Consider the following 20,921-nt stretch of genomic DNA (forward strand, 5'->3'; position numbering starts at 1 on the left):
CGACATGAAAGCTTGTTATATAAATGGTCTGGGTTCTGTATCCTCTCAGAAAACTTTTGAAGGGGATTTCTTAGCAGAGATTGCTATCGATGAAACACTAAACGTACGTTTTGCTCAACAACCTTCTTATAAAGAAATGATTCCGCCAGCTATGATTCGTCGTATGGCTAAAGGAGTTAAAATGGGAATTTTTGCTTCAAATAAAGCCTTGGCGGAAGCTGAAATTACCTATCCTGATGCAATTATTACGGGTACAGGTATGGGATGTGTGGAAGATTCAGAAAAGTTCTTGAAAGCGATTATAGATAATCAAGAGCAGTTTCTTACGCCAACATCTTTTATTCAATCGACTCACAATACGGTGGCAGGGCAAATAGCCTTAGGTTTACAGTGTAAGAGTTACAATTTTACGTATGTTAACGGAGCTGTTTCTTTTGAAACTGCTTTGCTAGATGGAAAAATGCAAATTGAGACCGAAGAAGCTCAAAGTGTTTTAGTAGGAGGAATTGACGAAACCTCGGCGCATACCTTAGAGTTATTCAAACTAATTGATTTGATTAAAAAAGAGGAAGCTCAGCCTTATGCGATTAAGAATACTGAAACTCCTGGAGTAGTGTTTAGCGAAGGAGCTACTTTCTTTGCCTTAGACAATCAGCAAAAGGAATCGACTTATGCTAAATTAGAAGCGGTAGAGTTACGAAATGTGTTAGCTAAAGAGGATGTTGCAGGTTTTGTACAAGAATTTTTAGTTTCCCAAAATTTAACAACGCAAGATATAGATGCAGTGATTTTAGGGTACAATGGCGATGTGAATTTTGATGGGTACTATGATGAAGTAGCATCGTTATTTACTAATACGTCGCAATTGTATTATAAGAACATTTCGGGGGAATACAATACGGCATCAGCTTTTGGATTATGGATGGCTTCTCATGTGATTAAAAATCAAGTAGTACCTGAAATTTTGCAATGGAACACTGTTAAGCCAGCGTCTTTGAAAAAAGTACTTTTATACAATCAATATCAAGGAATTGACCATAGTTTAGTATTGTTGTCTCAATGTTAAAACATACCTACATAAGTATAATTGTTTGTGTTCTGCTATTGGGGTGTATTTATATGCAAATAGCTTGGTGGATGTATGTAGTACTTTTGTTAGGATTTTTGGGTATGACCGCTTGGGGGGCTTTTGATATTCGTCTGAATTATTTTTTGTCCGCTATTTCAAGTTTTAAAACCAATGAAAATAGCATTGCGTTAACTTTTGATGATGGGCCTACGGCGTTTACGCCACAAGTATTAGATTTGCTTGCCAGGTATCAAATGAAAGCTACCTTTTTTTGTATAGGCAAACAATTGGAATCGTATCCTGAAATAGCCCAAAGAATACAAGCAGAAGGACATCAGTTAGCCAATCATACCTATAGTCATTCCAATCAAATGGGGTTCTTTGGAACACAAAAATTGATTGAAGAATTTGAACAAACTGATATTTTGCTTGAAAAAATTACGGGGAAAAAAAATAATTTTTTCAGACCTCCTTTTGGAGTGACAAATCCACATATTGCTCAAGCCGTTCGAAAAATGAAATATCAAGTTATTGGCTGGAATATCAGGTCGTTAGATACGGTGATTGAAGAGGAAGAAGTGATTTATCAACGAATCGTTTCTAAAGTTAACAAAGGAGGAATTGTGCTGTTGCATGACACTTCACTGAAAACCATTGCAGTTTTGGAACGATTATTGGTATTCATGAAAGAAAAAAAATACAAATCCGTTACCATTGCGGAATGCATCTCATTAAAAAAATAAATATACAGCATGAAAAATATATTTATCCTACTAACGAGTTTATGTTCTTTAGTGTTTTTTGCACAAGAACAAAAATTGTCGGATGCTGAAATTGCTCAATTTAAAGCTACAGTAGAAAAAGAAAATAAAACCATTAAAACGATTAAAACAGATTTTGTGCAATACAAACACATGGACTTTTTATCAAAAGATATTGAAAGTTCAGGGAAAATGTATTTCAAGTTGCCTAATTTGTTGAATTGGCAATACAACAAACCGTATCAATACAGTATCGTTTTTAAAAATAATAAGGTTTTTATTAACGACCAAGGAAAGAAAAGCACAGTGGACGGGAAGCTTTTTGAGAAAATCAACAAAATGATAATAGGGAGTGTGAGCGGAAATATGTTTGATGATAAGGAGTTTGCGATTTCGTATTTCAAAACTAAAGAGGCTTATGTGGTAAAATTGTTGTCAAAAGCGAATCAAGTGAAGAAATACATCAAGCAAATTGAATTGACTTTCCCTAAAGAAGACCCAAGTGTTTCTCAAGTGAAATTGGTAGAGCCTTCGGGCGATTTTACCCGTATTGTTTTTAAAAATAAACAAGTAAATGCGAAGTTTAGCGACGAAGTTTTTGATAATTAGTAGTTTAGGTGTAGGGCTACAAAGCTGTAAAAGCTATGAGCCTATTGCCGATGCTAAGAAGGAAATGGTCGTCAAAGAGATTGCCAATCCCTATTTTGCAAACCCCGCTTTGGACTATGTGTACAAAGCACAAATTGACGTCTACGGCAATGCCTTAAGTGGATTGTTAGTGGTTAAAAAAACGGCAGAGGACACTCATCGTGTGGTAATGACCACCGATTTTGGGAACAAACTAATGGATTTTACCATTACAGCTGAAGAGGTCTTGATGAATTATGTGGTTGAAGATTTGAATCGGAAAATGATTTTAAACATTCTAACTAATGATTTAAGGCTGTTGGTAAAAGAAAAGCATCAGACGTTGGCAGAATATCAGAAAGGAAATGAAACGGTAAGTCAAGTCAAGCAACAGTCCAGAAGCAATTATTTTTTCTTTGATATAAAAGAAAATAAATTATTGAAGCTGGTGCAAAGTTCCAAACGCAAAGCAAAGTTTTCTATAGTATTTGATGCTAAAAATACTAATTTTTCCGAGCAAATAACGATAGAACACTATAATTTCGATATAAAAATAGATTTAAAACAAATAATTAAAGAGTAACAAATGAAAAAGGTATTTTTAGCATTGGCTTTAGTAGTAGCTGGCATCACAGCTTCACAAGCGCAGGTAACATTTAATCCGACGATTCGTGGAGGTGTAAATTTTTCACGTTTTACAAATGGTGGCGAGACTTATGATTACTATGGGAATTCAAGTAATAATTATACAAAATTTAAAACCACTACTGATTTTTATTTAGGATTTGCTGCTGCTTTGAACTTGTCAAAAGTTTATACGCTACAACCAGAAATTAATTATTCTCGTCAAGGAGCCATCGCCGATAAAGTTTACTACAATTCGTTTTATTATGATGGAGGTGTTATAGCAAATAGGGAGTATAAAACTTCTTATATGGGAGTTCAAGTTATGAATAAGTTTAATTTTAATAAATTTAACATACAAGTTGGTCCAGGGTTAGATTTTATGATGGAAAGTAATTTCAAAGAAGAGGTGCCTGTAGATTTTACGTTTGTTTTAGGAGCTGGATTTGATATTACTAAAAATTTTGGGCTTGAAGCTCGTGTGAAAAAAGGAATATTGCCTGTTATTGACATAAATGATTCACGAACTAATTTAGTGTTTTCAGCAGGTGCTTATTATAAATTTGATATAAAGTAATTAATGCTTCTAAAAGATTTTTATACCGTAAATCAGTTAGATAAACTGGCTGAAAATAAATATCAGGCTCAGGTATTTTTGAATGCCTCACATGAGGTGTTTAAAGGGCATTTTCCTGGTAATCCAGTAACACCTGGTGTATGTATGATGCAAATTATAAAGGAACTTACTCAAGAAATTGTAGGTGTGCCTTTGCAAATGACAGCATCTTCGAATGTGAAGTTTATGGCTATCATCAATCCAGAGACTAACCCTGAATTGACTTTAGAGTTGGATTTAGTAGGTGATTTGGATTCAGAAATGAAAGTGAAAAATACAACTAAGTTTGGGGATACGGTTGCCTTGAAATTGACCAATACGTATCGTAAAGCTTAATCAATAATTTCAAACGACTTCCCTTTGTATAATTTATGTAAAGGGAGTCATTTTTTTGTAAAAAAATAAAATAATGAAAAGAATTTTAGGGACAGCCCTATTTTTTTTGCTTCTATCGGAGCTAATGCCCAAGTAAGTTTTAAACCCCTAGTACGTGGAGGACTGAATTTTTCAAAACTATCCGATAGTGACATGAGTTATAATATGACTTATAATTCAAATTCTGGTCAGACTACAAGTAATGAACCGAAAAGTGCTTTTTCAACTGTAACTAACTTTTATTTAGGTGTTGCAGGTGAATTAAAGCTTACAAGACGCTATGCTTTACAACCTGAATTGAATTTTTCTAAGCAAGGGGGTAGTAGAGATTTGATTTATGATCCTTTAACTAAACAAACAATGAATAGTTCAATTGATTTATCTTATTTGGGCGTTCAAATTATGAATAAATTTAGTTTGCATAAATTTAACTTGCAGTTTGGTCCTGCCGTTGATTTTGTAGTTTCTAATAATTATAAAATTAAAAATGATGCTGATATTGCTATTGCTTTAGGAGTAGGATATGATTTTACCAAAAATTTTGGGGTTGAATTAAGATATAAAAGAGGACTTTTACCTGTGACTGAAGTTACTTTTGCAAATTCGAATGGTTTTTCTTACGAAACTAGAAATTATGTGAATTCGGTTTTCTCCTTAGGAGCATATTATAAATTTGATATCAAATAGTTTTTCTTTAAAATTAAAAGCTTAATTAATAATTTCAAACGACTTAATTTTAAGTTTGTATTTTTACAAACTCAATTAAGTCGTTTCTTTTTTAAAAAAATAATATGAAATCTATACTTGCGGTTTGTTTTAGTCTTATGTTTTTATCGTTTCAGAATTTCTCGGAACTTCGTGAAAAATACCATCAAGCTTCAAAATCAAAAGGAAATGCTGAAAAGTTTTATGAGTATGTACAGAAAATGAATAGCGAATCGGCGGTTATTATAGCCTACAAAGGCGCAGGGACATTACTTGTTTCTCGTTTTGCAACGAATAAGGAGAAGCGTAAAGAGCAGTTTCAAAGTGGTGTCAAAATGGTTGAACAAGCGGTAGCTAAGGAAACTAATAATGTAGAAATACGATTGGTGCGTTTGAGTATTCAGGAAAATACGCCTAAGTTTTTAAAATATAAAGCGAATATTGAAGAGGATAAAAAAGTAATCATGCAAAATTTCAACAGGCAAAATGCAGGGTTGAAAGACTATATCCAGAAATATGTGGCACAGTCTAAGGTTTTTACTGAAGTTGAAAAAGCAAAATTGAACTAAGAATGACTACAAATATATCTTTGACCGAACGTATCGATAAGTTAAATATCTGTGTCATCATACCCACCTACAATAATCACAAAACCTTAAATCGTGTGTTAGATGGTGTTTTGGCTATTACATCAAAAGTAATTGTCATAAATGATGGGGCAACCGATACTACTCCCGAGATTTTAAAAAATTATACCGATAAAATCACCCAAATTCATTTACCACAAAATAAAGGAAAAGGAAATGCATTGCAAGTTGGATTCCGAAAAGCATTAGAATTAGGATACGACCATGCTATTACTATTGATTCTGATGGGCAACATTTTCCAGAAGACATGGAGGTTTTTGTACAAGCACTGGAGGAATCGGATGAAGATGTCTTGTTGATTGGAAGTCGTAATATGGAACACGATTCGGTGCCTAAAAAGAGTAGTTTTGGCAATCGATTTTCGAGTTTTTGGTTCTGGTTCGAAACGGGAATTAAATTAAACGACACTCAATCGGGTTATCGTTTGTATCCCTTACATGCGTTACCCAAAAAGTTTTTTACCAATAAATTCGAATTTGAAATCGAGATTATTGTGCGCACCGCTTGGAATGGGGTACCAGTGAAAAACATACCCATTCAAGTTTTATATGACCCAAATGAACGTGTGTCGCATTTCCGACCGTTCAAAGATTTTACCCGAATTAGTATTTTAAATACTGTTTTGGTAATATTACTTTTCGTATATATCAAACCTCGAGATTTCATTAGAAATTTTAAAAAAAAAAGTTTTAAAGTATTTTTAAGAGAAGATTTATTTTCAACACAAGATACCGCTTTGACCAAGGCACAGTCCATTGCGTTAGGTGTTTTTTGTGGTATTGCGCCTTTTTGGGGGTTTCAAACCGCTATAGTTATTACTACTGCCGTTTTGCTCCGATTGAATAAACCCCTTGCCTTTGCTTTTTCTAATGTTAGTATACCGCCTATGATTCCTTTGGTGGTCTATGGTTCGCTAAAAGTAGGCAGTTTATTTGTAGAAAAAGAAGCATCTTTTACATTAGCCGATACCTTCGATTTTTCTCAACTCAAAGAACATTTATTTCAATATCTAGTAGGTAGTTTTATCCTAGCAATCGGTATGGCAATTGTTTTCGGAGTTGGAAGTTATTTAGTACTTTCGCATCGGGGTAAAAACAGGGGATAAATGCATCTTTTTTTTATTAAAATACACGAATTTGTTCAAAAGAACAAGATTCTTACTTTTTTATTGTCGCTAGTGCTATTAGTAGTACTGGCTTTTTTTGCTTTTCAAATCAAGTTTGAGGAAGATATAACACGCGTACTACCCAAAAATGATAAAGCCGATATCACGTCAAAAATCATTAAGCAATTAAAATTTGCCGATAAAATCACGGTGATTATTGAACGTACGGGAAAAGGCACAGAAGCTGATTTGAGCGAAACAGCCACTGTGTTTATGGATAGTCTTCAAGCAGTTCAACCTTTTGTAAAAGAAGTGCAAGGTGTGGTGGTACAGGAAAATATTAAAGGGATTTTTGATTTTGTATATCAAAATGCACCGCTTTTTTTAGAAGAAGGTGATTATAAAAATATTGGGCAAAAAATCCAATCGGATAGTATTAAAAGTATTGTAGAAAGTAATTACAAATCGCTAATTAGTCCGTCGGGGATGATTACGCGCGATTTTATTATTAATGACCCGCTAGGCATTAGCTTCATAGGGCTCAAAAAAATGCAGCAACTCTCTATAGGTGACGAGTTTGTAATGCAAGATGGGTATCTGTTAACGAAAGACCGAAGTAAACTATTATTGTTTATCAATCCAAAATTTGGCGGTGCAGAAACTGAAAAAAACTCTCAGTTTGTAGCTCAGTTAAAAGCTTTTCAAACGGGTATTAACGCTTCTTTTAAAGATAAAACAACCTTATCGTACTTTGGTTCGCCCATTATAGCTGTGGCCAATGCAAATCAAATTAAATCGGATATCATCACTACGGTTTTACTGTCTATGGGAACCTTAATGCTGATTTTGATTTTCTTTTTTAGAAAAATTAGCATTCCTGTTGTCATTTTTATCCCTACGGTTTTTGGTGTTTTGTTCGCCATTGCCAGTTTGTATTTCTTGCGCGAAACCATTTCCGCTATTTCATTAAGTGTAGGTGCAGTCTTGTTAGGAGTAACAATTGATTATTCGTTGCACATCATGACGCATTATCGACATAATGCCGATATCAAGCAGTTGTATAAAGATACAGCCAAACCGCTTATTATGAGTAGTTCTACCACGGCGATAGCTTTTTTGTGTTTGTTATTTGTAAAATCGGATGCATTGAAAGATTTGGGGATTTTTGCCTCCATAAGTGTTATGATTTCGGCTTTGTTTTCATTAATTATTATCCCGCTTTTGTACCAACCCAAAAATGATGGTTTGGCGCATGCTGGGGTTTTAGATAGACTTTCTAAAATTCCTTTTGAACGTAATAAGTTTTTGGTGATTGGAACTTTCTTAGTGTTAATTATCAGTTGCTTTACTTTCAATAGAGTTACTTTTAATAATAATTTAGGTGATTTGAATTTTATTCCTGCCGATGTTAAAGAAGCAGAAGCAAAATTAGAAGCATCTACCAGTTTAACGTCAAAAGCCATTTATGTGGTTGCTTACGGGGCTACCGAAAAGGAAGCCATAGAAGCTAATGCAAAATTGAATAGCTTTTTGGTGCAACAAAAAAAGGTAAATAAAATTAATGCCTATAGTTCCTTAGCGGGCTTGTTGCCGTCAGCCTCAGCACAACAAGAGAAATTGGCATTATGGAACAACTTTTGGACCGATGCACAATGCCAGAAAGTACAAACGATGTTAGTACAAGAAGGAAACACTTTTGGTTTTAAACCCGAAACGCATCAACCGTTTTATGATTTGATTCGTTCAGATATACAACCTTTGGAATTACAAGGAATCAAACAAGCTATTCCTAATTTAGCGGATGAGTATGTTGCTAATTCTAAAGCGGGATATACGATAGCAAGTGTTGTGAAATTAGAGGAACAACATAAAAATGATTTTGTTAAAACGATTGACCGTTTTGAAAATGTTGTGGCGATAGACCGTCAACAACTCAATGAAACTTTTTTAGGGAAATTGCGTGATGATTTCGAAAACCTCATCAATTATTCCTTTTTAGCAGTCATTCTCATCTTGTTTGTGTTTTTTAAGCGTATCGAGTTGGTTTTGGCTAGTTTGTTGCCTATTACCGCTACGGGATTTGTAACCGCTGGTTTAATGGGGCTTTTTGGGATTCCATTAAACATTTTCAGTACCATTGTGTGTACGCTGATTTTTGGACATGGAGTTGATTTTACTATTTTTATGACCAGTGCGCTCCAAAAACAATACACCACAGGGAAAGACGAAATGCCTGCTTATCGTATTTCTATCATTCTTGCGGCTCTGACCACTATTCTAGCTATTGGTGCATTAATATTTGCGAAGCATCCAGCATTGGTCTCTATTTCGTCGGTTTCTTTATTGGGGGTTGTAAGTGCGTTATTAATTACTTTTGTTTTTTATCCCATAGTTTTCAAGTGGTTGTTTTTTAAACGTCAACAAAAAGGGAATCTGCCCGTTCGGTTTTTTACCGTGCTTATTTCCATAGTAGCGTTGACTTATTATGCTCTTGGTGGAATAGTACTGTCTACTATTGGACGTTTTTTTGTGTGGATTTTACCTGGGAAAAAGGAAAAGAAAATGCTTTTCTTTAGAAAGGTAATGGCACATTTCCTGAAAACTGTCTTACAAATGAATCCAATTGTAAAGAAAAAAGTTATTAATCCGCATTTGATTGATTTTAGCAAACAAGCCATTGTAATTGCTAATCATGTTTCTGTTTTAGATACGTTGACATTTGGGATGCTCACCCATAAAATCGTGTATTTGGTCAATGATTGGGTGTACAATTCCCCTATTTTTGGAAAAGCAGTAAGAGCCATGGGATATTATCCAGTTTCTCAAGGAATAGAAGGTGGGGTAGACCATTTGCGTGAAAAAATAAAAGAAGGCTATTCGTTAATGATTTTTCCTGAAGGAACACGTTCGGATGATAATGGGGTCAAACGTTTTCATAAAGGGGCATTTTTCTTAGCAGAAGAGTTTAAGCTAGATATTTTACCTGTCTATTTACATGGTAATGCTGAAACTTCTCCCAAAGGCGATTTTATGATTCACAACGAAAGCTTGACCGTAGTTGTTGGTGACTATATATCGTATGCCGATAGTAGTTTTGGCGCAGATTATTCAGCGAGAACCAAAAAAATCAATAAGTTTTTTAGGGCTGAATTTTTCAAAGTTCGTCAAGAGCTAGAAGATGAAAGTTTCTTCCGAAGAAAAGTCGTTGATGGGTATTTGTATAAGGAAGAGGAAATTTATACCGCCGTTAAATCTGATTTTGAAAAGAATAAAAAAGATTACTTTGAGTTTTTTACTCTGATAAAAGAAGATGCTAAAATTTTACATCTAGCAGATGATTATGGACAGTTAAATGCTGTTTTGAGCTTACAACATCCTAAACGAAAAATACAAGCGCTATATTTAAATGATGATAAATGCGCAATTGCTTCTACGGTTTATCTTAATGTAAAACGTAAAATCAATTGTTTGTCGCTGGAAGATGAGCGAAAACCTTACGAATTGCTATTGGTTTCAGCTGAAGTTTTTAGCAATGAGAAAGTTGTTGAGTTATCAACTCAGGTAAATGAAGTGATTTTATACCAAGCCTTAAAGTATGTTTCGGTAATAGAAGCCCAAGGGTTTAATGTGGTACGCCAAAAAGGGAATTTAATAGTTTTAAAGCGATAAATGGAAAGGAAGTATGATGTGGTGGTCGTAGGAAGTGGATTGGGAGGCTTAGTTTCTGCCATCATTCTTGCTAAGGAAGGGAAAAAGGTTTGTGTATTGGAAAAAAATAACCAATACGGAGGAAATTTGCAGACTTTTGTGCGCGATAAAACCATTTTTGATACGGGGATTCATTATATAGGCGGTTTGGCTGAAGGGCAAAATTTGCATAGCTATTTCAAATATATCGAAATCATCGACCAGCTCAAGTTAAAATTGATGGCCCCTGATGGGTATGACTTAATTACCTTTGACGGAGACCCTAATGAGTATCCGCATGCCCAAGGGTACAAAAATTTTGTAAATCAATTAGAACCTTTTTTCCCAAATCAAATTAAGGCTTTGAATGATTATTGTATGAAATTGCAATATACCTGTGATTCATTTCCTTTATATAATTTGAAAATTGGTGAAGGGTATCAACAAGAAATTTTGTCTATCAATGCACAAAATTATTTTGATGAATTGACTCAAGATGCAAAACTTAAAGCTGTACTAGCGGGTTCTAATTTTTTGTACGCGGGTGTACCTGATAAAACTCCTTTTTATGTTCATGCGTTATCGGTTAACTCCTATATGCAAAGTGCTTGGCGTTGTATCAATGGAGGGAGTCAAATTACGAAACAATTAATAAAAGTTATTCGAAAATACGGCGGAGATGTTTTTAAACACCGTGAAGTAAATGGATTTACCATGGTCGATGGTCAATTAGCCTCAGCTTTGACCAAAAATGGGGAAGAATATTTTGCGAATGTATTTATCTCGAATATCGAACCTAAAACAACTTTAAAATTAGTAGGTGAAAAATATTTTCGAAAATCTTATTTTAAACGTATTCAAGAACTGGAAGTGCAAATTGCGCCTTTTAGTATTTATATTGTTTTTAAGCCGGAGTCGTTTCCGTATATGAATCATAATTATTATCATTTCAAAGATGTTAATCGTATTTGGAATGCCGCTGAATATACACAGGAATCCTGGCCAGAAAGTTATATGCTGTCTATGAATGTAGCTACTGATGACCAGCAATGGGCAGAGAGTTTGACAGGAATTACTTACATGCGTTTTGAAGAAGTGACACAATGGGCAGATACGCATAATACCGTTTCAGAAGAAGAATCTCGAGGGGAAGCGTATGAAGCTTTTAAAAAGGAGAAAATAGAAGTTTTTCTGAAGGAAGTAGAAAAGAAATTCCCGAATATTCGTGCCTGTATCAAGTCGATTCACGCTTCTACACCTTTGTCTTACCGAGACTACATAGGCGGTCATAACGGTAATTTATACGGTTATGTTAAGGATTCTAATAATCCTATGTTAACCTTTATTTCACCCAAAACCAAAATCGATAATTTGTATCTAACAGGACAAAGTATCAATATGCACGGGGTTTTAGGAGTAACAATTGGTGCGGTGGCTACTTGTGCCGAGATAGTAGGAGGGGAATATTTGGTTAATAAAATTAATCGAGAAATTGCCAATGGGTAAGTATGGGTACTACATACAGGTACTATTACTCGTCTTGTTGAGTTCGTGTGGAATTTCAAAATCCATACATCATCTTCCTGTGGAATTACCAAAGGAAAAACCTACAGTGTTTAAACTTTCTGATACTTTAGTTACGCATCCCAATGGTTTTTTGGTTAAAAATGATAAAAAGATTTGGGAACTCCATGTGTCGGGTTCCGCTTCCGCTAGAGGAATGTTAGCTGGAGCTCTGGCAGAACCTTTAGTGAAAAAACAAGAACGAATCTTTTTTTCGAAAGTAGCTGAATTCGTACCGTCCAAAACCAAACAATGGTTGTTGCGTAATGTATTAAAATGGTACAATCGAAAGCTATATCTCAATGTTACGGAGGAGTTCAAAACCGAAATCTATGGTTTGTCTATGTACACGGATGCCAAATATAATTACATTGCACCGCCCTATTTACGAAGTTTGTATTTGCACGGTGCACACGATATAGGTCATGCCATGCAAGATTTGGCTTTAGTGGGCTGTACCTCTTTAGCCGTTTGGGGAGATAAAAGTGCCGATGGTGAATTACTCATCGGTAGAAATTTAGATTTTTATGCAGGTGATGAATTTGCTCAAGATAAAGTAGTCACTTTTGTCAAGCCCGATAAAGGAATTCCGTATGCTTCGGTGGCGTGGGCAGGTATGGTTGGGGTACTGTCAGGAATGAATAAAGAAGGCTTAACGGTTACGATAAACGCAGGGAAATCCAAAGTGCCGTTAGTGGCTAAAACGCCCATTTCTTTATTGACTAGAGAAATTCTCCAATATGCTTCTACCATTGAGGAAGCGGTAGCCATTGCTAAAAAGCGTCCTGTATTTGTTTCGGAATCCATTATGGTAGGAAGTGCCAAAGATAAAAAAGTGGTACTCATTGAAGTTTCTCCAAAGAATTTTGGAGTGTACGAAGTCGAAAATACCAATCAACTTTTGTGTACTAATCATTTTCAAAGTACATCCTATCTTTCAGATAAACGGAATCAAGAACACATTAAGGAGAGCCATTCCTACTACCGTATGGAGCGCATGCAAGAATTGTTGCAGGATAATGATAAGTTAACACCAGCGCAAATGGCAAGCGTTCTTAGAAATAAAGAAGGATTACATAAAATGGCTATAGGGTATGGTAACGAAAAAGCCATCAATCAACTGTTAGCGCATCATGCGGTGATTTTTAAACCCGAAAGTCGTTTGATGTGGGTGTCTTCAAATCCCTACCAATTAGGTGCTTTTGTAGCGTATGATTTGAATATGGTGTTTGACCAAAAGGAACCCAAAGTAGCTACTGTCGCTTCGCTTGAAATTGCCGAAGATGCTTTTTTGAAGTCGGAGACGTATAAAAGCTATGAAAAATACCGATTAATGGACCGGGAGCTCGATAAGGTTTTAGCCAATAAAGAACTCCTTTCGGACGATTTTATTGCTAATTATGTGCAGGCAAATCCAAATTTATGGAGTGTACATTATAAACTCGGGACATATTGGTACCAACAAAAAAAATATAAAGAAGCGGAAATCGCTTTTCAAAAGGCATTGCAATTAGAAATTACTACCTTGCCAGACCGAAAACAGGTGGAAAAATATTGGCACAAAACAAAAAAGAAATTACCATGATACCAGAAATAGAAAAAGCATCCGCAGTTGAAATCAAAGCATTTCAAGAGCAAAAATTACGTGAGTTACTGGTATATCTCCAAGCAAATTCGCCGTATTATCAGCGACTTTTTTTGGAACAAAACATTAATGTTGCCAGCATTCAAACCTTAGAAGATTTGCAGCAATTGCCCGTGACGTCTAAAACGGATTTGCAACAGTATAATGAGGATTTCTTTTGTGTGCCCAAACATCAAATTATTGATTATGCCACTACATCAGGGACTTTAGGAAGCCCAGTGACTTTTGGTTTAACCGATGCCGATTTGGAGCGTTTGGCCTATAACGAAGCCATTTCTTTTGCTTGTGCGGGTGTACAGGAAGGCGATGTGGTGCAGTTAATGACCACCATGGACCGTCGTTTTATGGCAGGATTGGCTTATTTTTTAGGTTTGCGAAAACTAAAAGCTGGTATCATACGCGTAGGCGCTGGTATTCCTGAATTGCAATGGGATTCTATTTTGAAATACCAACCAAAATATTTGATTGCGGTCCCTTCTTTTTTGCTCAAAATGATTGAATATGCCGAAAAACACGGTATTGATTATAAAAATTCGAGTGTCAAAGGGGTGATTTGTATAGGGGAATCCCTGCGAAATCAAGATTTTTCACCCAGCTTGTTAACACAAAAAGTTCAGGAGCAATGGCCTATCGCTTTGTATTCTACGTATGCGTCTACGGAAATGAGTACAGCATTTACCGAGTGTAGTCAGCAACATGGAGGGCATCATCATCCTGAATTAATCATCACGGAGGTGTTAGATGCACACCATCAACCCGTCGCTTTAGGTGAGGTAGGGGAGTTGGTCATCACGACTTTAGGAGTCGAAGGCATGCCTTTATTACGTTTCAAAACGGGCGATATGGTGCAATTACATACAGATGCTTGTGCTTGTGGTCGTAATACATATCGTGTTGGACCTGTAGTAGGTCGCAAAGAACACATGATAAAATACAAAGGAACAACCTTGTATCCGCCGGCTATGCATGATTTGATGACCTGTTTTGAACCCATTCAAGCCCATGTATTTGAAATTTCTACCAACGAGCTAGGAACAGATGAAATTGTGATTAAAATTGCTTCCAAAGATACTTCGGATAGATTTTTAACAGAAGTGAAAGACCATTTTAGAGCCAAACTACGGGTTGCGCCTAAATTGGAAGTTTTGCCTATGGAAGTGATTCAAAAAATTATTTTCCCGCCTATGAGTCGTAAACCCATAACTTTTATTGATAAACGCAACTAAAATTGAGAACCATATTAATTACGGGTGCCTCTAGCGGAATTGGAGCTAGTACAGCACGTTATTTTTCTGAAAACGGCTGGCATGTAATTGCTACTATGACCTGTTTTGAACACGGTAAAGAAATTGTACAATTGCCTAATGTAAGCAGTTATTTATTGGATGTTACCTCATCTGAGAGTATTGCTAAGGCTAAAGAAGCTATCTTGAAAGACCATGCCGTGGTGGATGTAGTGCTTAATAATGCAGGAGTAGGTTACCGTTCGTTTGTGGAGTTTTCTAAAGATGAAGAAATTGACAGAATTGTTGATATTAATTGGCTAGGCTGTGTCAAAGTATGCCGTGCCTTTATTCCAGTGTTTCGTAAGCAAGGTTTTGGACATTTTATCAATGTCACCTCCATAGCTGGATTGGTTAATTTGCCTTTAGGAAGTTTTTATCATTCGACCAAATGTGCGGTAGAAAGTTTCTCGGAATGCATGTCGTATGAGTTGATGAATTTTGGCATCGGAGTGAGTACCGTACAATTTGGAAATGCGCCCACCGCCTTTCAAAAAAATGTGGTAAAAAGCGAAAACACAGGAGTAGCCGTTTACGATGCGATGATGGATAAAATTTCGGGATTATTGCTTAAAAAACAATCCAAAAATCCCCAATTGATTAGCGATATCGTGGAAACTCTTTTTGCCATCGCTACTAAACCCCGAGTGAAGTTTACACGGTACACCGTAGGTTTTGATGCGAACGCCATGAGTACCTTACGCTCGGTATTGGGCTATCGAATTTTTAATAAAATAATAAGAAAACAGGTGTTGTAAAACAGTTGTTTTTTATACTAACCAAACCTAACAGGTATTCAAGACCTGTTAGGTTTTTTTTAACCATCACTTCGAGTCTCTGTCGTAAAAACTGTCTAAGTGATGTAAACATTTATATACGTATCGTAAAATGCTATGTAGGGTCTGCTGAAAAACTAACTCAACGTAAAATCCTATCATTTTCTACTAAAAATCTTCAATTTTAGTAACTTTTGAAAGTTATTAATTCTATTAGAGCTTGTAAATTTGAGTTTAAAAATTATAAATTGCAAACATTTGATTTTTTGGTGCAAGGTTTTTGAAGATGTTTGTGTAAAAACCTTGCACCTAATAATAAAATTCAAGCTCTGAATTACTGGTTTTTATGAGGATTATAGTTTTTCAGCAGACCCTATGTAAACATCGTTAGTTTCTATATAGGTTATGTAATACCATTTAAGTTCTGAAATTACCGTTTTAATTTAGTCATTTAATTCATTATGTTGTTTCTGAATTTTCTTAATTCCTTAATGTTTTAAAGCTTTTTTTGCTTGCAGTACATTTAAAGTTAAAACAGTAGTATTCAAATCATTCTTCTTAGGATTGTCCCCTCGAGGGGACCAAAGGGGGGATAAAAAGGTGGTTTGTTTTTTAAGCCTCAAACTTAGCAAAACACTCAATAACAGCAAGCTTTTTTAGCTTTTTGTTAAGAAGTAAAATACCGTTCGTGAGAACAGTAGTATTAGTCTTTCGTGTTTGTGGTGAAGTACAATCTACTTCATCATCCCTTAGGTGTATGAGGTGTTAGTAGGGCTACTGCTCATGGTTTGAATTATGTATCAATGCTCAATCACGCTTTTAGTCGCTTTTATTTTTTTATCAGCATACAGTACAACCTCTTTGATTACTAATTTCTGTATCGCCCTAATAAAAGTTTCCATGATGGCGTAATTAGGTTGGTTGTTTATTTCGGGTAAAGAGACTTTGTCAGTTTGAATTTTCTTATTGCTAATGCTACCACCCCAAGAATATTTATATCCTAAACTTTTATCAATACACGTAACCAAGAACAATTGATTAAGTTTATTCTTATTATTATGTTTTAAATGTAAGGACAAATTGTGACTGTCATTAGAATAAAAATCCTTTTCTTGATACGTTACTACAAAAGTTTTACCACCAATAAAAACACAATTCCCTTTATCCAAATATTTCTCTTCAAATGTAATGAATGTGCCAATAGAATTGTTTTCTTTACTTGCAGTCAAGTAAGGAATTTCACCACTATTTTCGATTATATCTCTTGATAATATATTTTTGGTGTTTTTGACTTCAAATATATCAATTACATTAAATTGTTTAAATTCTAAACTCTCAAACTCCTCTAAAACTTGTTCCTCTTCCTGGGTTAACTGATAATCCTTTAAGCCTGTGGCTAATAAATAAGCTTCCAGCTCAGCTATACGCTGAGCTTCCAGCTCAGCTATACGCTGAGCTTCCAGCTCAGCTATAAAACTTTCCATAAATTCAAAATCTATCTCGCCGTTTTGGGTGGGGAGTTGGATTATTGTACTATTCATTGCGTCACGATTAAATTTATTACCATAATCGTATTGTTTTGATGTTGCAACTCTAGACACTGAAATAATAACACTAGCAATTGCTTTATTAAAAGGTTTAAACTTTGGTACTAAATGTTGTATATGAGAATAACCTATAAAATCATTTTCTTGATAAAACATCGTATCTGCTCCAATAGTTGTGTCAGAACAAGTAATAGTATTTCCTTTATTAAGAGGTTCTAGGTTTGAAAAACCCATAATTCCATTTTCAGTTGATGAATTAGAAATTAAAGGTGTTTTTCCATTTACTGAAATTATTTCTCTATTCTGTAAACGATAATAATTTGTTGGATTTATTTCAAACAAATCCCCCAATTTAAACTCCCCCCACTCAACATTTTGTAATTTTTCGTTGAGCAGGGCATCTACTTTCCCAAAGTTTCGTCTGCGGTTTGTTGTTTGAGTATATTAGTTACTTCCCATGCCAGGTAATCACCCACGGTTTTTTTAAAGTCAGCCAGGGTGGGTTTAGTGTCTATTTTTTGGTATTGGTCATAATTCCAGTCGTTCCCTTTATTAGTTATCACACTCATCACAACGGTTTGTTTCAAATCCCATAGTTTGTCCGAAACATTTGCCGTAATCCCGTTTTTATATATTTCTACAATGTCGTGGTAGCGTTGTACAGGGTTGTCTATTTCTAATATCCCTCGTTTGGTGCGTTTGTAACCATCGTTACGAAAATCAATAAACTTTACTTGTTTTTTATAATCGTGTGGTTTGCCTGTATGCTCAATAACATAAATAGAAGTTTGCACCCCCGCCATGGGTTGAAACAAATCTACGGGCATTTTAATACTGGCTAAAAGTTGGTTCTGTGCTAATATAGCCGTGCAACTTTCCACCCCTCGACCATTACCTGCCGAATCTTGAATGATAATAGCCGCCTTACCACCAATTTGCATGTTTTCTAATCCAAATTTTATAAACGGCATTCCGTTTTCTCTAAAACTAAAGGGCGGATTGAGCAATAGTTTATCCGCATTAAATGTTTTGTAAAGTTCGGCAGGTTCATCAAATGACGAACCTTTACGAATGTTACTCGAACCATCGCCACGCAATATCATATTAGTAGAGGCAAGCGTAAACATTTGCGCATTCAACTCAACACCCAGCAGTTGATGCTTTTTGATTTCTTCAATTTTTTCTATTGCTTTTTTTGTGTTTTTACCGTATTTCTCTTCGGTATATTCTATCATCAATTGCATAGAGGAAATCAGAAAACCAGCCGAACCCGTAGCTAAATCCATAACTTTTGAATTCTCGTCAACTTCCAGAATTTGGGTCATCATTTTAGTAACATAAGGCGGTGTGAGCACTATGCCTATTTCCTTACCGTCTCCTAAGGCATATTTTAAAAATTCAGAATACATTTCCCCCATTATATCTACATGACCACTCATAGAGTCAATAGATAAAAAGATGTTTTCGTAGATGTACGTGAAAATTTGTTTATTCACACTAGCCGTATGAGGTAGTAATTTACCAATTATAGCATCTAATTCTATCTTCTTGTCACGGTCTTTATCGGTATTGATTTCTCTAAAAGACGCCATCATTAGATTTTTTTTATCTAAAGGGATGTTTTTTAGACTAAGATAATTTTCAACTTGGTTTACGATAATGTCTCCATCTCTTTGATTGTCAAGATTTATACCTTTCAAATCTTCAGGTACTAAACCTTTTTTAATGTCGGCAAGGTCTTGCATGGCTAATAGCATCCCCGAAACATACAATACCCTTTGAGGGGCTGTTATGGCGTGGTTGTGCATGAGCTTATTTAATTTTTTCGCATACTCTTGTAACTTAGCTTGCGAGTCAATTAATATTTTATGCTTTTCTTCTTCGGTTAGTGTGGCTACTTTATAAAATTCTTCAAACGATACTTCTGATTCCAAAAAATCTAAGGTAGTGTACGATGCTACTAATTTATAGGTTTCGTCTGTGGCCCCAAATACATAATACACCTGAATTTTTACATTACTAGCATTATCTCCTGAAATTCCTATCGCTATTGCTTCGGTATATTTTTTACTCATTATGGCACATTGTGCATAATGAATAGCACCATTTACGGCAAAATTTTGTACAGATTTAATATCATGCTTAATTTTGTCTCCATTGGTGGCTACTAACTTACTGCTTCCTAATTTGTTCTCAATTAACACAGGAAGATCAAAAGTTTCTAATTCAAAATCGGGTTTCCAAGATTTGCCTTTTTCCTTTTCTCCAGCTTCTTCAAGAGCAAGACGTTTCAATACAACCCCTTTTTGAATAGCATCCTTTAAATAATCAGACATTGAGGATTCAACACTATAGCGGGTTTGTTTTATTCTTGCAAATTCAGCCTTTACCCAATCATTCACGTTATCTTCTAATGTCCAATTTTTCATTTCAGTTACCTTATTATTTAGGATGGCGAATTTATGATTTTAAATTTTATTTTTCTCCGTTTTCCGTTACTTTGTAGTCTTGGCTACACTCACGGCTAACTCATAAATTATCAATTAACAATCATCCCTCACCCCTCAACCCTCATCCCTCATCTATTATCTTCCACACTCATCTTTCATCTTTCAAAAAAAATCACTAACTATGTAGTCAATCTAAAATAATAATCATGACAACAACTAAGAAAAACTCAACTTCCGAAACAGGACACGCAAAGAACATTGCAAATTTTGGTGCTGCCATTCAAATCCTTCAAGAAATGAACACGCTTTATAATCCGTCTAATCCCCAGTTAGCCATTGCCAATCTGTTGGAAATCAAACAAAGTTTAGACGCTACTATAGAAGCACTGAATCTTAAAATTCCAGCTTACAAAAATGCAGTGTCAGCCCGCGAAATGGCTATGGAGCCCGTGAGTAAATTAACCACACGAATCAATAATTTTGTCAAATCCATTGCCATTTCACAACCCGATAAAGAAAACATACAAGCGGTGGTAAAAAAAATCCGGGGCGATGTGAAAGCTAAAAAAGTAAACCCCGAAACCACTGAAAGTAATACTATTTCTACCCTCCAGCAAAGTTATGATAGCCGTATTGCTAACCTTTCCGTTTTGATAGAACAGTTAAACGCCCACCCAGAATTTGCACCTAACGAGGACGAACTGAAAACACAAAATCTCAAAGGACTTCAGCAACAATTAGACACTTTAAGTAAAAATGTAAACACCACGACTAATGCCCTAATCACCGCACGTATGGATAGAAATAAAGTGTTGTACACTAATCCTGAAAACGCCTTAAAAATCATAAAAGACGTCAAAGCCTATGTCAAATCTTTAGGAGATGCAGCTCAACCGTATTATAAAGCTCTGGTCAAATTAAAATTTAGAGAACAACTATAATCCCTGACTTTTATAGGAACTAAACTTAACAGATCTTCAAGACCTGTTAGGTTTTTTTTAAACCATCTCTTCGATTCTGCGTCCTAAAGAACTGTTTGAGTGCCGTAAACTTTTAGATACATATCGTAAAACTTTATATTGGAACTGTGAAACTTCATATGAGCACCCTAAAACTTCATATGAGAATGGTGAAAATTTATGTAGACATCGTAAAACTTTATATGGACATCGTAAAACTTTATATAGACATCGTAAAACTTTATATGGACATCGTAAAACTTTATATGGACATCGTAAAACTTTATATGGACATCGTAAAACTTCATACGAGTATTGTAAATTTTTATATACGTATCGTAAAATGCTATGTAAACATCGTTAGTTTCTATATTGCTTATGTAAATAATTTCAATCTTACCAGTTGCGAACTCGAAGTGTTTATGCCTTTTAAATTTTGAAAGACTATTTTTTGAGATAGCATAAAAAAACGGATTGAATA

Annotated in this window: 18 protein-coding genes; 16 read left to right on the top strand and 2 right to left on the bottom strand. The window is 35.2% G+C overall.

Going from position 1 to position 20,921, the window contains the following annotated elements:
• Positions 1 to 4: 4 nt before the first annotated feature.
• The 14 genes from ACQY29_RS06345 to ACQY29_RS06410 all read left to right on the top strand — a co-directional run bounded on the left by ACQY29_RS06345 (position 5) and on the right by ACQY29_RS06410 (position 15,466).
• On the top strand, positions 5 to 1,066 hold the full coding sequence (locus ACQY29_RS06345; protein ID WP_428224391.1) for a beta-ketoacyl synthase chain length factor: 1,062 nt from the start codon (positions 5 to 7) through the stop codon (positions 1,064 to 1,066).
• A gap of 71 nt (positions 1,067 to 1,137) precedes the next feature.
• Positions 1,138 to 1,812: a polysaccharide deacetylase family protein gene (locus ACQY29_RS06350; RefSeq protein WP_428224392.1), complete on the top strand. Its 675-nt coding sequence runs from the start codon at positions 1,138 to 1,140 to the stop codon at positions 1,810 to 1,812.
• 9 nt (positions 1,813 to 1,821) lie between these two features.
• Positions 1,822 to 2,439 (top strand): LolA family protein, encoded by a 618-nt coding sequence (locus ACQY29_RS06355; protein ID WP_428224393.1) that lies wholly within the window; start codon positions 1,822 to 1,824, stop codon positions 2,437 to 2,439.
• Complete coding sequence (locus tag ACQY29_RS06360; protein WP_428224394.1) at positions 2,405 to 3,040, top strand: hypothetical protein; 636 nt, start codon at positions 2,405 to 2,407, stop codon at positions 3,038 to 3,040. Before ACQY29_RS06355 ends, ACQY29_RS06360 begins: the two co-directional genes overlap by 35 nt.
• A gap of 3 nt (positions 3,041 to 3,043) precedes the next feature.
• On the top strand, positions 3,044 to 3,658 hold the full coding sequence (locus ACQY29_RS06365; protein ID WP_428224395.1) for an outer membrane beta-barrel protein: 615 nt from the start codon (positions 3,044 to 3,046) through the stop codon (positions 3,656 to 3,658).
• Positions 3,659 to 3,661: 3 nt separating this feature from the next.
• Positions 3,662 to 4,033 carry a 3-hydroxyacyl-ACP dehydratase gene (locus ACQY29_RS06370; protein ID WP_428224396.1) on the top strand — a complete coding sequence of 124 codons (372 nt, stop codon included), beginning with the start codon at positions 3,662 to 3,664 and terminating at the stop codon, positions 4,031 to 4,033.
• A gap of 162 nt (positions 4,034 to 4,195) precedes the next feature.
• Positions 4,196 to 4,759, top strand: a complete 564-nt coding sequence (locus tag ACQY29_RS06375) for a porin family protein (protein WP_428225881.1) — start codon at positions 4,196 to 4,198, stop codon at positions 4,757 to 4,759.
• 104 nt (positions 4,760 to 4,863) lie between these two features.
• The gene (locus tag ACQY29_RS06380) at positions 4,864 to 5,346 is read left to right on the top strand and encodes a hypothetical protein (protein WP_428224397.1); all 483 of its coding nucleotides are present in this window, start codon (positions 4,864 to 4,866) and stop codon (positions 5,344 to 5,346) included.
• A gap of 2 nt (positions 5,347 to 5,348) precedes the next feature.
• Positions 5,349 to 6,530: a DUF2062 domain-containing protein gene (locus tag ACQY29_RS06385; RefSeq protein WP_428224398.1), complete on the top strand. Its 1,182-nt coding sequence runs from the start codon at positions 5,349 to 5,351 to the stop codon at positions 6,528 to 6,530.
• Entirely contained in the window at positions 6,531 to 10,199 is a 3,669-nt protein-coding gene (locus tag ACQY29_RS06390) for a 1-acyl-sn-glycerol-3-phosphate acyltransferase (protein WP_428224399.1), read from the top strand.
• Entirely contained in the window at positions 10,200 to 11,723 is a 1,524-nt protein-coding gene (locus ACQY29_RS06395) for a phytoene desaturase family protein (protein WP_428224400.1), read from the top strand.
• Positions 11,716 to 13,365 (top strand): C45 family autoproteolytic acyltransferase/hydolase, encoded by a 1,650-nt coding sequence (locus ACQY29_RS06400; protein ID WP_428224401.1) that lies wholly within the window; start codon positions 11,716 to 11,718, stop codon positions 13,363 to 13,365. Before ACQY29_RS06395 ends, ACQY29_RS06400 begins: the two co-directional genes overlap by 8 nt.
• The gene (locus ACQY29_RS06405; protein ID WP_428224402.1) at positions 13,362 to 14,651 is read left to right on the top strand and encodes a phenylacetate--CoA ligase family protein; all 1,290 of its coding nucleotides are present in this window, start codon (positions 13,362 to 13,364) and stop codon (positions 14,649 to 14,651) included. Before ACQY29_RS06400 ends, ACQY29_RS06405 begins: the two co-directional genes overlap by 4 nt.
• Positions 14,652 to 14,653: 2 nt before the next feature.
• The gene (locus ACQY29_RS06410; RefSeq protein WP_428224403.1) at positions 14,654 to 15,466 is read left to right on the top strand and encodes an SDR family NAD(P)-dependent oxidoreductase; all 813 of its coding nucleotides are present in this window, start codon (positions 14,654 to 14,656) and stop codon (positions 15,464 to 15,466) included.
• Between the two features lie 818 nt (positions 15,467 to 16,284).
• On the opposite strand, the gene ACQY29_RS06415 is transcribed toward ACQY29_RS06410, so the two are convergent.
• Together ACQY29_RS06415 and ACQY29_RS06420 are read right to left on the bottom strand one after the other, a co-directional pair.
• Complete coding sequence (locus ACQY29_RS06415) at positions 16,285 to 17,373, bottom strand: restriction endonuclease subunit S (protein ID WP_428224404.1); 1,089 nt, start codon at positions 17,371 to 17,373, stop codon at positions 16,285 to 16,287.
• A 59-nt stretch (positions 17,374 to 17,432) separates the two neighbouring features.
• Positions 17,433 to 19,460: an HsdM family class I SAM-dependent methyltransferase gene (locus tag ACQY29_RS06420; RefSeq protein WP_428224405.1), complete on the bottom strand. Its 2,028-nt coding sequence runs from the start codon at positions 19,458 to 19,460 to the stop codon at positions 17,433 to 17,435.
• 227 nt (positions 19,461 to 19,687) lie between these two features.
• Here ACQY29_RS06420 and ACQY29_RS06425 point away from each other — a divergent pair, with 227 nt between their 5' ends.
• Both ACQY29_RS06425 and ACQY29_RS06430 read left to right on the top strand, forming a co-directional pair.
• A complete protein-coding gene (locus ACQY29_RS06425; protein WP_428224406.1) occupies positions 19,688 to 20,422 on the top strand; it encodes a hypothetical protein in 735 nt (244 codons plus the stop codon).
• A gap of 185 nt (positions 20,423 to 20,607) precedes the next feature.
• Positions 20,608 to 20,880: a hypothetical protein gene (locus ACQY29_RS06430; RefSeq protein ID WP_428224407.1), complete on the top strand. Its 273-nt coding sequence runs from the start codon at positions 20,608 to 20,610 to the stop codon at positions 20,878 to 20,880.
• Positions 20,881 to 20,921: the final 41 nt, after the last annotated feature.

Source organism: Flavobacterium sp. (assembly GCF_965262375.1).
GTDB lineage: Bacteria > Bacteroidota > Bacteroidia > Flavobacteriales > Flavobacteriaceae > Flavobacterium.

Coding starts and splice junctions, on each gene's coding strand:
- ACQY29_RS06425 (WP_428224406.1), top strand. CDS start 19,688: ATGACAACAACTAAGAAAAACTCAACTTCCGAAACAGGACACGCAAAG.
- ACQY29_RS06400 (WP_428224401.1), top strand. CDS start 11,716: ATGGGTAAGTATGGGTACTACATACAGGTACTATTACTCGTCTTGTTG.
- ACQY29_RS06390 (WP_428224399.1), top strand. CDS start 6,531: ATGCATCTTTTTTTTATTAAAATACACGAATTTGTTCAAAAGAACAAG.
- ACQY29_RS06430 (WP_428224407.1), top strand. CDS start 20,608: ATGGTGAAAATTTATGTAGACATCGTAAAACTTTATATGGACATCGTA.
- ACQY29_RS06350 (WP_428224392.1), top strand. CDS start 1,138: ATGTATGTAGTACTTTTGTTAGGATTTTTGGGTATGACCGCTTGGGGG.
- ACQY29_RS06370 (WP_428224396.1), top strand. CDS start 3,662: ATGCTTCTAAAAGATTTTTATACCGTAAATCAGTTAGATAAACTGGCT.
- ACQY29_RS06380 (WP_428224397.1), top strand. CDS start 4,864: ATGAAATCTATACTTGCGGTTTGTTTTAGTCTTATGTTTTTATCGTTT.
- ACQY29_RS06345 (WP_428224391.1), top strand. CDS start 5: ATGAAAGCTTGTTATATAAATGGTCTGGGTTCTGTATCCTCTCAGAAA.
- ACQY29_RS06405 (WP_428224402.1), top strand. CDS start 13,362: ATGATACCAGAAATAGAAAAAGCATCCGCAGTTGAAATCAAAGCATTT.
- ACQY29_RS06395 (WP_428224400.1), top strand. CDS start 10,200: ATGGAAAGGAAGTATGATGTGGTGGTCGTAGGAAGTGGATTGGGAGGC.
- ACQY29_RS06360 (WP_428224394.1), top strand. CDS start 2,405: ATGCGAAGTTTAGCGACGAAGTTTTTGATAATTAGTAGTTTAGGTGTA.
- ACQY29_RS06385 (WP_428224398.1), top strand. CDS start 5,349: ATGACTACAAATATATCTTTGACCGAACGTATCGATAAGTTAAATATC.
- ACQY29_RS06355 (WP_428224393.1), top strand. CDS start 1,822: ATGAAAAATATATTTATCCTACTAACGAGTTTATGTTCTTTAGTGTTT.
- ACQY29_RS06365 (WP_428224395.1), top strand. CDS start 3,044: ATGAAAAAGGTATTTTTAGCATTGGCTTTAGTAGTAGCTGGCATCACA.
- ACQY29_RS06420 (WP_428224405.1), bottom strand. CDS start 19,460: ATGAAAAATTGGACATTAGAAGATAACGTGAATGATTGGGTAAAGGCT.